The organism is Paeniglutamicibacter terrestris (genome assembly GCF_012271785.1).
GTDB classification, from domain to species: domain Bacteria; phylum Actinomycetota; class Actinomycetes; order Actinomycetales; family Micrococcaceae; genus Paeniglutamicibacter; species Paeniglutamicibacter terrestris.
Map to the genome: position 1 here is coordinate 127,994 of NZ_JAAWVT010000006.1, position 12,441 is coordinate 140,434.

General features: G+C 60.4%; 12 protein-coding genes and 1 riboswitch. Of the genes, 6 read left to right on the plus strand and 6 right to left on the minus strand.

Going from position 1 to position 12,441, the window contains the following annotated elements:
• Window positions 1-15: 15 nt before the first annotated feature.
• A riboswitch (SAM riboswitch) is annotated at window positions 16-125 on the minus strand.
• Between the two features lie 12 nt (window positions 126-137).
• Together HED64_RS13160 and HED64_RS13165 are read right to left on the minus strand one after the other, a co-directional pair.
• Window positions 138-716: a DinB family protein gene (locus HED64_RS13160; RefSeq protein ID WP_168152486.1), complete on the minus strand. Its 579-nt coding sequence runs from the start codon at window positions 714-716 to the stop codon at window positions 138-140.
• 121 nt (window positions 717-837) lie between these two features.
• Window positions 838-2,364 carry a sodium:solute symporter family protein gene (locus HED64_RS13165; RefSeq protein WP_168152487.1) on the minus strand — a complete coding sequence of 509 codons (1,527 nt, stop codon included), beginning with the start codon at window positions 2,362-2,364 and terminating at the stop codon, window positions 838-840.
• Window positions 2,365-2,525: 161 nt separating this feature from the next.
• Between HED64_RS13165 and HED64_RS13170 the strand changes: the two genes are divergently transcribed.
• Window positions 2,526-3,101: a cupin domain-containing protein gene (locus HED64_RS13170; protein ID WP_132362353.1), complete on the plus strand. Its 576-nt coding sequence runs from the start codon at window positions 2,526-2,528 to the stop codon at window positions 3,099-3,101.
• Here the strand turns inward: HED64_RS13170 and HED64_RS13175 are convergent.
• Window positions 3,098-5,065 (minus strand): APC family permease, encoded by a 1,968-nt coding sequence (locus HED64_RS13175; RefSeq protein WP_425351801.1) that lies wholly within the window; start codon window positions 5,063-5,065, stop codon window positions 3,098-3,100. The two genes, HED64_RS13170 and HED64_RS13175, sit on opposite strands and share 4 nt — an antisense overlap.
• A 177-nt stretch (window positions 5,066-5,242) precedes the next feature.
• Between HED64_RS13175 and HED64_RS13180 the strand changes: the two genes are divergently transcribed.
• From HED64_RS13180 to HED64_RS13200, 5 genes are all read left to right on the plus strand, one after another.
• The gene (locus HED64_RS13180; protein ID WP_168152488.1) at window positions 5,243-5,680 is read left to right on the plus strand and encodes a hypothetical protein; all 438 of its coding nucleotides are present in this window, start codon (window positions 5,243-5,245) and stop codon (window positions 5,678-5,680) included.
• Between the two features lie 58 nt (window positions 5,681-5,738).
• A complete protein-coding gene (locus HED64_RS13185; RefSeq protein WP_168152489.1) occupies window positions 5,739-6,203 on the plus strand; it encodes a hypothetical protein in 465 nt (154 codons plus the stop codon).
• The gene (locus HED64_RS13190; protein ID WP_168152490.1) at window positions 6,187-6,492 is read left to right on the plus strand and encodes a transcriptional regulator; all 306 of its coding nucleotides are present in this window, start codon (window positions 6,187-6,189) and stop codon (window positions 6,490-6,492) included. The genes HED64_RS13185 and HED64_RS13190 overlap by 17 nt, the downstream gene beginning before the upstream one ends.
• Window positions 6,493-6,615: 123 nt before the next feature.
• Window positions 6,616-7,620: an agmatinase gene (gene speB / locus HED64_RS13195; RefSeq protein WP_168152491.1), complete on the plus strand. Its 1,005-nt coding sequence runs from the start codon at window positions 6,616-6,618 to the stop codon at window positions 7,618-7,620.
• Window positions 7,617-9,302 (plus strand): thiamine pyrophosphate-binding protein, encoded by a 1,686-nt coding sequence (locus HED64_RS13200; RefSeq protein ID WP_168152492.1) that lies wholly within the window; start codon window positions 7,617-7,619, stop codon window positions 9,300-9,302. Before speB ends, HED64_RS13200 begins: the two co-directional genes overlap by 4 nt.
• A gap of 97 nt (window positions 9,303-9,399) precedes the next feature.
• Here HED64_RS13200 and HED64_RS13205 read toward each other — a convergent pair whose 3' ends face one another.
• The 3 genes from HED64_RS13205 to purU all read right to left on the minus strand — a co-directional run bounded on the left by HED64_RS13205 (window position 9,400) and on the right by purU (window position 12,377).
• On the minus strand, window positions 9,400-10,158 hold the full coding sequence (locus HED64_RS13205) for a MerR family transcriptional regulator (RefSeq protein ID WP_168152493.1): 759 nt from the start codon (window positions 10,156-10,158) through the stop codon (window positions 9,400-9,402).
• 126 nt (window positions 10,159-10,284) lie between these two features.
• Window positions 10,285-11,118, minus strand: coding sequence for a formate/nitrite transporter family protein (locus tag HED64_RS13210; RefSeq protein ID WP_168152494.1), 834 nt, complete (start codon window positions 11,116-11,118; stop codon window positions 10,285-10,287).
• A 392-nt stretch (window positions 11,119-11,510) separates the two neighbouring features.
• Complete coding sequence (gene purU, locus HED64_RS13215) at window positions 11,511-12,377, minus strand: formyltetrahydrofolate deformylase (protein ID WP_168152495.1); 867 nt, start codon at window positions 12,375-12,377, stop codon at window positions 11,511-11,513.
• Window positions 12,378-12,441: the final 64 nt, after the last annotated feature.

A 12,441-nucleotide genomic window follows, 5' to 3' on the forward strand; every position in this document is an offset into this window, starting at 1 on the left:
GCAGGCAAAACCTTTCACTAGCTCTTGCCCCAGCCTCATGGCGGGGGCCGCTTCCTCATCCGAACCACCCATGAACTGCGGGTTGGTGTGCGGCCAGTCGGAGCTTGGCGCCGCATCTCGTGAAGCTGAAAATCACTCTACCGTGACTGCGAAGCGGAGAGGATTTTTTGCTGTAGTTCCTTCCATTCTGTTGCGTCATATGGCGGAATATTCGTGTTTTCCTTCAGTAGCCCGGTGGACCCATCGATGAGTTCGCGCACGATGTCCAGGTGTCCGGCATGGCGCGAATTTTCCACATTCATGTGCAGCAAGAGCCGACCCAGGGTGGTCTGTCGGGTCTCGGGACGCCACCATGGCACCGTGGCCGGAGCTTCAAGCGGGAGCGCGGCGATGTTGGCGTCCGCTGCGGTGATGGCGCGCTGGTAGAAGTCCATGATCTCTTGGCGCGAGATCTCGGCCGGAACCCACATGTCGGCACTCGGCTCGGGATCGGCTTCTAGCGCCGCATAACGCTCGTCAGTGATCGTGAAGCCGAGGCATTGAACAAAGTAGCCGTACTCGACCGACGCCAGATGCTGGATCACACCCAAAATGTTGGTGCCGGAACCAACCATCGGTCGGGTGACCTCTGCATCGCTGAGTCCCTCGGCCTTCCACAACACCGCCTGACGTGAACGGCTGAGATAGGTGATCAGGTGGTCTTTGAAATCGTCCATGCCCTTCAGCCTAAGCGGGCAGGGGGGATGCTGGGAATAGCTGCCACACAGCAGAGAGGACCCGCTGGTTGCTCGATGATGAGCAAACGGCGGGTCCTCTCGGTGGCAGGGCCGCGGTGGACTATCGGGTCGCTGCCTCGTTGAGGTCGGCACCTTCTGCATCGCTCTGCCCAGCGACCCGTGCTTCCCAGCGGGTGATGACCGAGGTTGCGGTGGGCCGGGTGAGTAGTGAAACCAGCACAAATGTCAGTGCCGAGGCGATGAGTCCGAAGTAGATCGGCTCATTGGCGTACACGCCATCAAATTGGTTCTCCGCCTGAATCTCCAAAATGATCATGGTGCCTAGGGTGACCACGGATCCTGCGGCCATCGAGGCTGCGGCGCCGATTCCGTTGCCACGCTTCCAGATGAGTCCGCCAATAATGGCGACCAGCAGCCCGCCAACCAGGATGTCGTAGGCAATGGTCAGGGCCGCGACAACGTCGGAAACCATGATGGCCAAGACGATGCTCACCAGGCCCAAGAGCAGTACCCAGATGCGGTTGGCACGCACATCGTGCTCGGGATTCTGATTGGTATTGACCTGCACGTTCTTACCGAACCAGCTGGCCACAAACGGGGTGACATCGGTGCGCGCTACGGTTGCCGCGGCAATCAGCGCACCGGATGCGGTGGACATCATCGCGGCAACGGCGGCCGCCAAAACCAGACCGCCGATCGCGACGGGGAGCAGCTGAGTAGCAACCTCCGCGTAGACGACGTCCTTGTTGCTGTCGGCCCCAATGATCTCCGGGAGAACGACCTTGGCGGCCATGCCGATGATGGCACCCGCGGCTCCGTAGAGAACGCAGTAGATGCCCGCGGTGGTGCCGCCCCAGCGGGCCACCTTCGGAGTTTTAGCGGTGAAGACGCGCTGCCAGATGTCTTGACCGATGAGCAGGCCCAGGGTGTAGACCACGAAGTAGGTGATGATGGACTGCACACCGATACCGGTGAAGCTGAAGAATTCATCCCCGATGCGTTCGCGGATCCCATTCATACCACCGGCGGCGTTCAAAGCGAAGGGCAACATCAAGAAGAAGATGCCGATGGTCTTGATGACAAATTGCACCTGGTCGGCCAGGGTGATTGACCACATTCCACCGATGGTGGAGTAGATGACCACGATGACTCCGCCGATGGCGATCGCCATCCAGCGTTCCCAGCCGAAGAGCACCACAAAAATGGTTGCATAGGCGCTGGTGGAGGTGGCGCAGAGCATCAGCGTGTAGGCCAGCATGACGATGCCCGAGGTATTGGTCGCGGCCTTGCTGCCGTAACGCAGGGTGAGCATCTGCGAGACAGTGAAGATCTTCAGGCGTTGGAGTGTGGGAGCGAAGAGCAGCGAGAGTAGGATGACGCCGGCGCCGATCGCCACCACCAGCCACATGCCCGAAATGCCCCACTTGTAACCCAAGCCCACGCCGCCCACGGTGGAAGCTCCACCCAGAACGACGGCCGCCATGGTTCCGGTGTAGAGGAAGGGGCCCAGCCTGCGGCCAGCGACGAGGTAGTCGCTGCTGTTCTTGGTGCGCGATTTCCCCCACCATCCGAAGATGAGCATGGCCGCCAGATAGACGGCGACGATAATGCCATTGATATGTTCCATGAGCGTTCGCCTTTGCAGTGGAGCGAGTGAACAAGCACAACGGGGATGCCTGCCAGTAAACATTTGTTGCACTACAGGCTATTGTGAGTTGGCTTACAGGTCAATTGGCCTAAGCTAGATGAACCAAATATTTCTTTGAGTCCCTACGGAGATCTGCGCCGATGAAAGCCCTGCCCGTTGAACCCAGCAGTGCCGCGTTAGCCATCGGCTCACGCATTCGGGCCGCGCGCCAATCGCAACGACTGACCATCGATCAGGTCGCCGAATCCACGGGGTTGACCAAGGGGTTTCTCTCGCGGGTGGAGCGGGACCTCACCAGCCCGTCGGTAGCTTCACTGGTCACGCTATGCCAAGTCCTATCCCTGGAAGTTGGAGCGCTGTTCACCCAGCCAGACACTCACGTGGTGAGGCTGGCCGAGGCGCCGAAGATTTCGCTCGGTGGCAAGGGGATCGTGGAGCAGCTGCTGACGGCTCGCTCGGAACGCCGCCTGCAGGTCATTCGCGCCGTCATTGCCCCACACGGTGAGGGCGAGTCCGAGCTGTACGCGGTGGACTGTGAGGTTGAGGTGCTCCATGTGATCTCCGGGCGCTTTGTGCTGGTCTTTGCCAATGAGCGCTTTGAACTTGATGCGGGGGACACCGTAACCTTCCCGGGGCGCGAGCCGCACAGCTGGGTGAACCCCACCGACACCGAAGCGGTGGTCACCTGGACGCTGGTGCTCGCCTCCGCGCGTTAGCCCACATGTACCCACGGTCGACGGGAGATCTCCGGCTCGGCCTCACGCAGCACCTCACGGGTGAGCGGTGCAATTTCGCCCTGGCCGAGGAACATAAAACGCAGCATGTTCCGCATCGGGTCCCCTTCCGTCCAACGGAAGTAGATGTGCGGCATGATCCCGGTTGAGTCGCGGATTTCCAAGCAGATCGCAGCGATCGCGGTGGATACCGAGGGCGCTGCGGCCTGCAGGATCTTAAAACCGTGGCGGGTGGTTCCGGTGACTTCAATATCTTGGGCGAAGTCAGAGAAGTCGGAGACGGTGATTTCGATGAACACCACCTGCGAGACGTCGGGCAGGTGGCTGGCCATTTGAGCGTGCATCAGCTTATGCCGGTAGCGTGCGGCCGTGACCCTCACGGGCTCATGAGCGATGAGCTGAAGAATTGAATTCTGGCTGGCGGAGGTGATGATCTCCTTCGCCGCATCATCGAGCGTGACGGAGGTGGCGCGCAGCTCGGTGGAGCGACGAAGCCGTGAAATTAGTGAAATGACAATGATGCCGGTGATGAAGAACGCGGCAATCTTGATGCCGTCCGGACGTTCAACCACGTTCGCGCCGGTGGTGTACAAGAAGACAACGGAGATGACTCCGAAGCCGATGGCCCGCCAATGCTGCTTCTTTCGTCTGGCGGAAATGGTCACTGCCACGCCGGCCGAGGACATCAGTACCAGCACGCCGGTGGCATAGGCGGCTCCCTGGGCATCCACATCCGCTTCGAAGAGCACCGTGATGGTCAGTGCAACAACGATGAGCACCAGTACCAGCGGCCGCACCGCGCTGGCCCATTCCGGGGCCATGCCAAAGCGTGGCAGATAGCGCGGAATGAGGTTAAGCATCCCTGCCAGGGCAGAGGCTCCGGCGAACCACAGAATCAGAATGGTGGAGATGTCGTATACGCTGCCGAATCCGTCACCGAGCATGTCATGGGCGAGGAATGAGAGGGCGCGTCCATTGGCCGCGCCACCGGGCTGGAACTCCGGGGCCGGAATCAGCAGTGTCGTCACGATCGAGGAGAACACGAGGAAAATACTCATGGTCAGTGCTGCGGTGAGCAACATCTTCTTGGCTCCGGCGATGCGGGCCCGCGGATTGGCCTCGGTATCGCCGGCTCCCGCCTTGATTTGCGGCATCACTGCCACGCCGGTTTCGAAGCCGGAAAGACCCAGTGCCAGTTTCGGGAAGACTAGGAGGGCCACGGCAACCATGAGCCAGGGGTTGGCATGGGAGGCGGTTAGGTTGAGCCACCAGTGGTCAACGGGAGCCGGGTTCTTGATCAGCGAGGCCACCGAAACGGCGATGACCACGGCGTTGAGCAGCAAATAAGCTGCCACTAGGCCAACGGCCAGCGAGATGACCTCCTGGAATCCGCGCATGAATAGCACACCGAGCAACAAGATCAGGATGACGGTGATGGCGATCTGCTGCCCGTGGAACCAATCGGGCGTGAAGGGGTTTTCGATAATGTGCGCCGAGGCATCTGCGGAAGAAAGGGTAATGGTGATCATGAAATCTGTTGCGGCAAAGCCGAGCAAAACCAGAACAAAAACCTTGCCTTTCCAATGCGGGAGCAAGCGCTCAAGCATGGCGATGGAGCCCTGACCGTGAGGCGATTCCTCAGCTACGCGACGGTAGACCGGCAGCGCGGCGCAGAGGGTCACAATCACGAGCAAGAGCGTGGCCATCGGAGCTAGCGCTCCGGCCGCCAGTGCCGCGATCGCCGGCTGGTAGCCCAGGGTCGAAAAGTAGTCCAAGCCTGAAAGGCACATGACCTGCCACCAGCGATGCCCCGTGGGTTTAGCATCGGGGTTCTCTGCGTGTTCATTTCCGGCGTCTGTGTCCCTGAGCCACGTGGAAAAGCGTGCCGTGCGGCCCTTGGGCTGTGCGGGCGAAACACGTTTGGGAAAGCCCGATACTTTATTCACGAGAGGGAACGCTACTCCTGCACTGGCCAGTCTGGATAGACCAAGAGCAAAACGCCCATGGTGATCTGCGATACACCTCCTACTTTGACATTTCACCTGCGAAAAGCAACCATTTTGTAGCGGCATTCGCAGGGAAGCCATTCCCTCGGCCGCGCCGCCTGCTTAAGGACACCGCTTGTGAGCTCCCTGCCCGAAGAAACCGCCACAGCTCCTTGGCGACCCAAACGGCTGTGGGTGCCTTGGTGGGCGGCACTGCTGTTGGGCGGTGCTATCGGGGCAACCATGACATTGCTTCGGGCCTACAAGGCCTTCGTCATCCCCGGAGCGATAGCCTTAGGGCTCATCATCGTCGTGATCAGCGTCGCCACGATCCTGCGTCGACAGACTCACTCCGAAGCTCTCCAGCCTCCACTGTCCTTCTCCTATCTAGTGTGGATAATGCTGCTGATATTCCTGGTGGGCCCCGCCCAAGTGGTGTTGCTACCGTCGAATCCACAGGAGATCGTCATCAAGGCACTGGTATTGACCGTCGGGATCTCGATCTGCATCTACGGGGCCGATCGATCGCTGTTTTCCTCTTTCGTTAAGCCGAAAGTCCGCCTCGACGAGGCCTAATGCTTGACTTTCCATCATGGAAAGACAAGACTTTCCGTAACGGATAGTAGGATTCAATATGTCGGACCAGCACCCTTCGCTTCATCCGTCCGAAGCACTCAAGGCCCTTGCTGAAGTTGAACGTGCCTCAATTTCCATGGCCGAAAAAGCTGAACCCTCGCGCCTTTTTATGATCTCCTTGGTGGCGATCATCTCCACCGTGATGGCTCTGATTCACGCTGTTCCGTGGGGTGTTTCACTGTCGATACTCGGTCTGGGTATCCCGCTGAGCATCTGGTACTTCATGACCATGCGCAAGCGGCCTAAACCTCGAACTATTCTCAGCCACTCCGGGCCCTATATGCGTTACGCGCTGCTGATGGTACTGGTGACGCAGGCAGGAAGGTTCTGGGAGGCGCATCTTTGGTGGGAAATCGGGGCAAAGTGGATAGCCGTGTTCGTCCTGCTGCACTTCTGCATCTCTCGCATGCGGATTGCTGCCATCAAGAGTCGAGTCAAGGACGCCAATGAGCACTCCGTCTAATGCTCCGAAATTTGATGACCTGATTCATGCTCCGGCGCGGCTGCGTATTTGCGCCAGCCTGGCACCGGTGCAGTGGGCGGAATTTGCCCAGCTGCGCGCCGCGTTGGCGGTGGCCGACTCAGTACTCAGTAAGCACATGAAGCAGCTGGCCGATGCCGGCTATGTCGAGATCGAGCGATTCTCCAAGGCGGGGCGCAGTCATGTTCGCGCCTCACTGACACTCGCCGGACGAAGCGCCTATGTGGGGCATGTTGCTGCGTTACGCGACATGCTCGAAAATCAGGGGTAAAAAGACAAGCGATCTTGACTGTAAGCGACACCACAAATAGCATGTAGGGCAACAGTTGTTTCATGTGAAGCAACAATCACTGTTCGGTTCACTCCGAAGCCGGAAACCCCTAGGGAGCAAAACGTGCAAGAAATCCGTGTTGAAGAAAACGGAAACATCGGCCCGATTGATGCCTCGCAGATCCCGCGCTACGCAGGGCTGGGAACCTACGCGCGGCTTCCGCGCCTTGACCAGGTAACTGCGGCCGACATTAAACTTGTGGGTGTTCCTTTTGACTCCGGTGTTTCCTACCGCCCCGGGGCGCGCTTCGGATCCACCCACATCCGCGAATCATCCAGGTTGCTGCGCCCCTACAACCCGGCGCTGAATGTCTCGCCCTTCGCCGTGGCCCAGGTGGCCGACGCCGGAGACATGGCAGTGAACCCGTTTAACATCAACGAAGCCATCGAAACCATCCAGCAAAACGCGCTGGATCTCACCGCCGACGGCGCCAGCTTGGTGACCCTGGGTGGAGACCACACCATCGCCCTGCCACTGCTCCGCGCGGCCAGCGAACGCGCCGGAGCGCCGGTGGCCATGCTGCACTTCGATGCGCACCTGGACACCTGGGATACCTACTTCGGAGCCGAATACACCCACGGCACCCCCTTCCGTCGCGCGGTGGAAGAGGGCATCCTCGATACCGAAGCGATTTCCCACGTAGGAACCCGTGGCCCGCTCTACGGCAAGAAAGACCTCGAAGATGACAAGCGCTTCGGCTTCGGCATCGTCACCAGCTCGGATGTCTACTACCAAGGCGTGCGAGAAATCGTTGACAAGCTGCGCGACCGGATCGGTAACCGTCCGCTGTACATCTCGGTAGATATCGATGTGCTCGACCCCGCCCACGCTCCGGGCACCGGAACTCCCGAAGCTGGAGGCATCACCAGCCGCGAACTGCTCGAAATTATCCGCGGACTGCGCGGACTGAACATTGTCGGCGCAGACATCGTTGAGGTTTCACCGGCCTACGACCACGCCGAGATGACCGGCGTTGCCGCATCGCACGTCGCCTACGACCTTGTCTCCTTGATTGCCGATAAGCGCGCCAACGACCAGCGCGCCAAAGACCTAGCGAACGAGGCATGAGCCAGGTGAATCAGCCCGAAGCTGCGCAACGCAATGGCGGGGATCTGGTCATCGAGACGCTTGAGGCACTGGGATCCACCACGGTTTTTGGCATCCCCGGGCAGCACGCACTGGGTCTTTTTGACGCGCTTTCCCGCTCAAAGCTGCACTTCGTCTCCTCGCGAGTGGAGAACAACTCGGCCTTCGCCGCAGACGGCTATGCTCGTGCCACCGGTGAGGTCGGAGTGCTCTTCCTTTCCACAGGCCCCGGTGCGCTGACCTCTCTGGCCGGGCTTCAGGAAGCCTATGCCACGAGTGTGCCCATGGTGGTGGTGGCCAGTCAGATCCCGCTGGACGGACTTGGCGCCAGGCGCAAGGGCATGCTGCATCAGCTTGATGATCAGAAGGCCTCGGCCGCCAACGTCACCAAGTCCCAACGCACCGTGCACCACGCCTCGGGAATTCCATCGGCCATCCAGGATGCCTGGGCCGACGCGATCACCGTCCCGCAAGGTCCGGTCTGGGTTGAAGTTCCGCAGGACGTGCTGCTGGCCCCGGTTTTGGTGCCGCCGGTTGTTGATGCCCTGGCCGAGGCCTATGAACACCCGCCACGACTTGAGCTTATTAACGAAGCCGTGCGTTGGCTGGCCGAGGCCAGCCGCCCGGTGATCGTGGCCGGCGGAGGAGTGCGCCGGGCCGGGGCCAAGGACGCATTACTTGCCGTGGCCGAGGCCCTAGGCGCACCGGTGGTGTGCTCGCCCGGAGGCAACGGCGCCTTCCCCTGGAATCATCCGCTGTCCCTGCAATCATGGGTTGAGGACCGGCATGTGACCGAGGTTCTCGAAGACGCCGACGTACTGATCGTTGTGGGTTCGGCACTCGGCGAGGTCACTAGCAACTACTTCACCCTTGAACCACGTGGGCACCTGATCCAGATTGATGCCGAACCGCGGGTCCTCGAATCAAACCGTCCCGCCTTGGGCATTCGAGCCGATGCTAAGGCTGCCCTGGAATACCTGGGCGAAGCCCTGGGAACCTTCGACGGCGCCGTCGCGGCGGACTGGCACGGACACACTCCGGAAAACGTTGTTGCCGAGACCTTGACCAAGGTCATGGCACGGCTTGACGCCCAGGACCTGGCCAAGGAACGCACCTTCATGGCCGACATTCGTGCCGCTGTGCCCGATGACATGCAGACGTTCTGGGATATGACCATTTCGGCCTACTGGGGTTGGAGCTGCTGGGATGCCCGGCAGGGTGAATTCCATTCCGCGCAGGGTGCCGGTGGGCTCGGCTTCGGCTTCCCCTCAGCCATCGGTGGCGCCTTGGGCCTTCAGGTCGCCGGCAAGACCCCGGCGCAGGCTCGTGTGCTGGCGGTATCCGGTGACGGATCGGCCATGTACTCGATTGCCGAACTGGCCACCGCCAAGCAACACAATGCACCTGTCACTTGGCTGATCGTTGATGACGGTGGCTACGGGATTCTGCGCGAATACATGGTCGGTGCCTTCGGCAAGGCCACTGCTACGGAGCTGGCACGGCCCGATTTCGTGGCCCTGGCACAGTCCTTCGGGATTCCCGCCCGGTACGTGGAGCCAGAAAACGTGGGGGCTGCGCTGAGCGAATCATTCAGCGCGCAAGGCCCCAACGTGGTGGTGGTCCAGACGCTGCTGAAAATGTTTGCCCCCACGCACTTGGAGTAACCGCAACCTCCAATGAAGCCTCGGGCCCCGATGACGATTGCCATCGTCATCGGAGCCCGAGGCTTTCACGCTTAACGTTGCGAACGGCGCTATGGCGCTACCGCATCGTCGTGATGTGGGCCTTCAAGGCATCGCGTACAAAGGATGCGCCCTCACTCCCGCCGTAGTTCACGGCGAAGCGCTCGTCGGCAACATACATCTCTGCCAGACCGAGGACATAAGCCTTGGTGCCGTCCGCAGAGCCCGCGGGGGTTCCCGGGATGCTAGTTAACCACTGAACATGGCGTACTGCCAGATCCTGGGCCTGCGGTGAATCCGGGGTAATCGCCGGATCCTTGGACGCGGCCATCCAGTCATTATTCAGTTCCTGGAGTTGGCGCTTCCATTGAGCCTGTCCGTCCTTGCCCAAACCGCGCCACCAGGAGTCTGAACGCGCGTAGGCGTCCTTGCCCCAGCGCTGTTCAACTTCCTCCTGGTGGACCGTGTGGTCAAAACCGTCAAACATGTCCTCGGCCATGAGCTTTCCTTTTCCTTGCAGTGAGTTGATGGTGTGCTGAACGGCGGTAATCTGCCGCGCCAAACGCTGCTGTTCGGCACGCAACAGGGACAGATGAGTTGTTAATGCCGAAGCCGCACCCGTTTGTGCCTCGATGATCTGGGATATCTGCGGCAAGCCGAGCCCCAAATCACGCAGCAGCAGGACGCGCTGGAGTCGGATGAGGCTGGATTCGTCGTAGTACCTGTAACCGTTGTGCCCGATCCTGCTGGGTGACAACAAGCCGATGTCGTCGTAGTGGCGCAGCGTGCGGCTGGTGGTGCCTGCGAGCTTGGCAACCTGTTGAATCGAACGTTCCATGGGACCAACGATAAAGCTTGACGTTGCGTCAATGTCAACGAATGCAGACTCCTGCTTTGCCGGGTGCCGAGGCCAGAGAGTATTCCATCATCGGTCCGGCGCGGAACGGGTACAGCGCCGTAAAACTCAGCGGGCCGCTTCCGGATCCGCGGGTGCCTTTTCCCGGCGTTCGCGAATCAGATCCTTATTGCGCACCAACCGCAAGACCGTGACCAGCAGCAATCCTCCGAGAATGTTGAAAAGTAGCGCATAGCCAAACCAGCCCAGCCAATCCAGGTAGTCCAGCTCCACCCCGGCATGGATCGCGCCAAAAATAAAGAACGAATCAAGGACCGAATGGAACAGTTGCAGCCCCACGAGCAGGAACCCGTCGGCCACGGCTACGGCCATCTTCGCTACATCCGAGTCGGTTCCCAACTGCATGCGCGTCATTAGTGTGATGGTACTTCCTGCCAATATGGCTAAACACACCGACTGCAGCGTGAATCCAGCCTCCACAAAGTGCAATGCGGATGATTCCAGCTCGGGCTTCCACTGGGGAAAAGCCTGCACCACAATCCACATGAACACCCATCCGCCCACGAGGTTCATCACCAGTGTGCCGCCCCAGAGCTTGACCAGCTGGCTCACACTGGCTTCCTTGGCGACCACCGCGGTGATCGGCACCAGAAAACCTTCGGTGAACAGCTCGCTCTTGGCCAACAGCAAGGCGATCATCCCGATGCCGAAAGCCAGCCCCGCCAGCAGGTAGTTGTGGGTTTCGTGCATGACCGCCAAATAGGCCATGATACCGACGCCGACTTCCAGTCCGCCGAAGGTTCCAGTCACCAGAACCGTGGTCCAGGAACGGGACAGACGTTGGGCTCCCTCTTCGATGATACGGTCGAAGGCTTCCTCAATCTCCTCCTCCACCGGGGCACTGTTATCTCCTAGCTGTCGCCGACGTGCATCATCAGTCATCGTTCCAACCTTCCACAGCGTCGAGTGATCGAGGTTTCAGACAGGCCTTGAGGCGCCGGACCTTGGTGATCATAGGATGGCATTACCCCGGGGGTTCCGTCTATAGCTGCCCACTGAGTTGGTATTCGGCGCTATTTACTCGTCGCCCGCCTGCGGTATGCCGGGTCCTGGGTCGCGCAACGGCGGCACGTGTTGCTGCCACCGCAAGACGATGCCGCGACACTAGGTCCTTGCAACGTCGGTGCGGCCGACATGGTGGTTCTGGAGCCCGAGGCTCAGGTCGGTAGCGACGCGGCAACGGAGCCACGGAACAAAAAGCTTCGGGCCGGCGGGAACCCCAGCGGGTTCTCGCCGGCCCGAAGCCGATCAAAGTGGTTCTGGTCCGTAGGACCCTAGCGCAGGACGACGGTGCGGTTCTCGTAAAGGAACACGCGTCCCTCGGCGTGCCACTTCACCGCGTTGGACAGTGCCTTGCACTCGGTGTCGCGCCCGGCCGCAACCAAGTCAGCGGGGGAGTAAGTGTGGTCAACATCCTGAACCTGCTGGGAGATGATTGGTCCCTCGTCGAGCTCGGCGTTGACGTAGTGCGCGGTGGCGCCCACGGTCTTGACCCCGCGGTCCCAGGCCTGGTGGTACGGCTTGGCTCCCTTGAAGGAGGGCAGGAAGGAGTGGTGGATGTTGATGGTTTTGCCGGTGAGCTTGCGGCTGAGCTCGTCGCTGAGTACCTGCATGTAGCGCGCCAGCACCACCAGCTCCACGTCGAACTGGTCGATGAGCTCAAGCAGCTTGGCCTCGGCGACCGGCTTGGTCTCGGCGGTGACCGGGACGTGGAAGAAGGGCACATTGTGCCATTCGGCAAGGCTCTGGTGGTCGGTGTGGTTGGAAACCACGGCGACCACGTCGATGGGCAGCTCGCCCAAACGTGCCCGGTGGAGCAGGTCATTGAGGCAGTGATCAAACTTGGAGACCATGATCAGTACGCGTTTCTTGGTGCCCTTGGGCTCCAGCGTCCAGGTGATCCCGTATTCGTCGGCCAGGGGTGCGAAGTCGGCGCGCATGCGCTCGGTCAGTTCGGGGTCATCGCTCCCGGCAACATCGACGCGCATGAAAAACTGCCCGGCGCGACGGTCACCAAAATGCTTAAGCTCAACGATGTCGCGGCCCTGAGCGAGGAGGAACCCGGTAACAGCGTGGACGATGCCCGGGCGTTCGGGGCAGGCGACGGTAAGGACATGTTCGACTTCATTGTGGATTTCCATGTGTGGCACTCCGTTAGATCCGTGAAGGTGCGAGCCACGGTGGGCCGCGATAAAAGTGGACATC

Coding starts and splice junctions, on each gene's coding strand:
- HED64_RS13160 (WP_168152486.1), bottom strand. CDS start 716: ATGGACGATTTCAAAGACCACCTGATCACCTATCTCAGCCGTTCACGT.
- HED64_RS13165 (WP_168152487.1), bottom strand. CDS start 2,364: ATGGAACATATCAATGGCATTATCGTCGCCGTCTATCTGGCGGCCATG.
- HED64_RS13170 (WP_132362353.1), top strand. CDS start 2,526: ATGAAAGCCCTGCCCGTTGAACCCAGCAGTGCCGCGTTAGCCATCGGC.
- HED64_RS13185 (WP_168152489.1), top strand. CDS start 5,739: ATGTCGGACCAGCACCCTTCGCTTCATCCGTCCGAAGCACTCAAGGCC.
- HED64_RS13190 (WP_168152490.1), top strand. CDS start 6,187: ATGAGCACTCCGTCTAATGCTCCGAAATTTGATGACCTGATTCATGCT.
- HED64_RS13200 (WP_168152492.1), top strand. CDS start 7,617: ATGAGCCAGGTGAATCAGCCCGAAGCTGCGCAACGCAATGGCGGGGAT.
- HED64_RS13205 (WP_168152493.1), bottom strand. CDS start 10,158: ATGGAACGTTCGATTCAACAGGTTGCCAAGCTCGCAGGCACCACCAGC.
- HED64_RS13210 (WP_168152494.1), bottom strand. CDS start 11,118: ATGACTGATGATGCACGTCGGCGACAGCTAGGAGATAACAGTGCCCCG.
- purU (WP_168152495.1), bottom strand. CDS start 12,377: ATGGAAATCCACAATGAAGTCGAACATGTCCTTACCGTCGCCTGCCCC.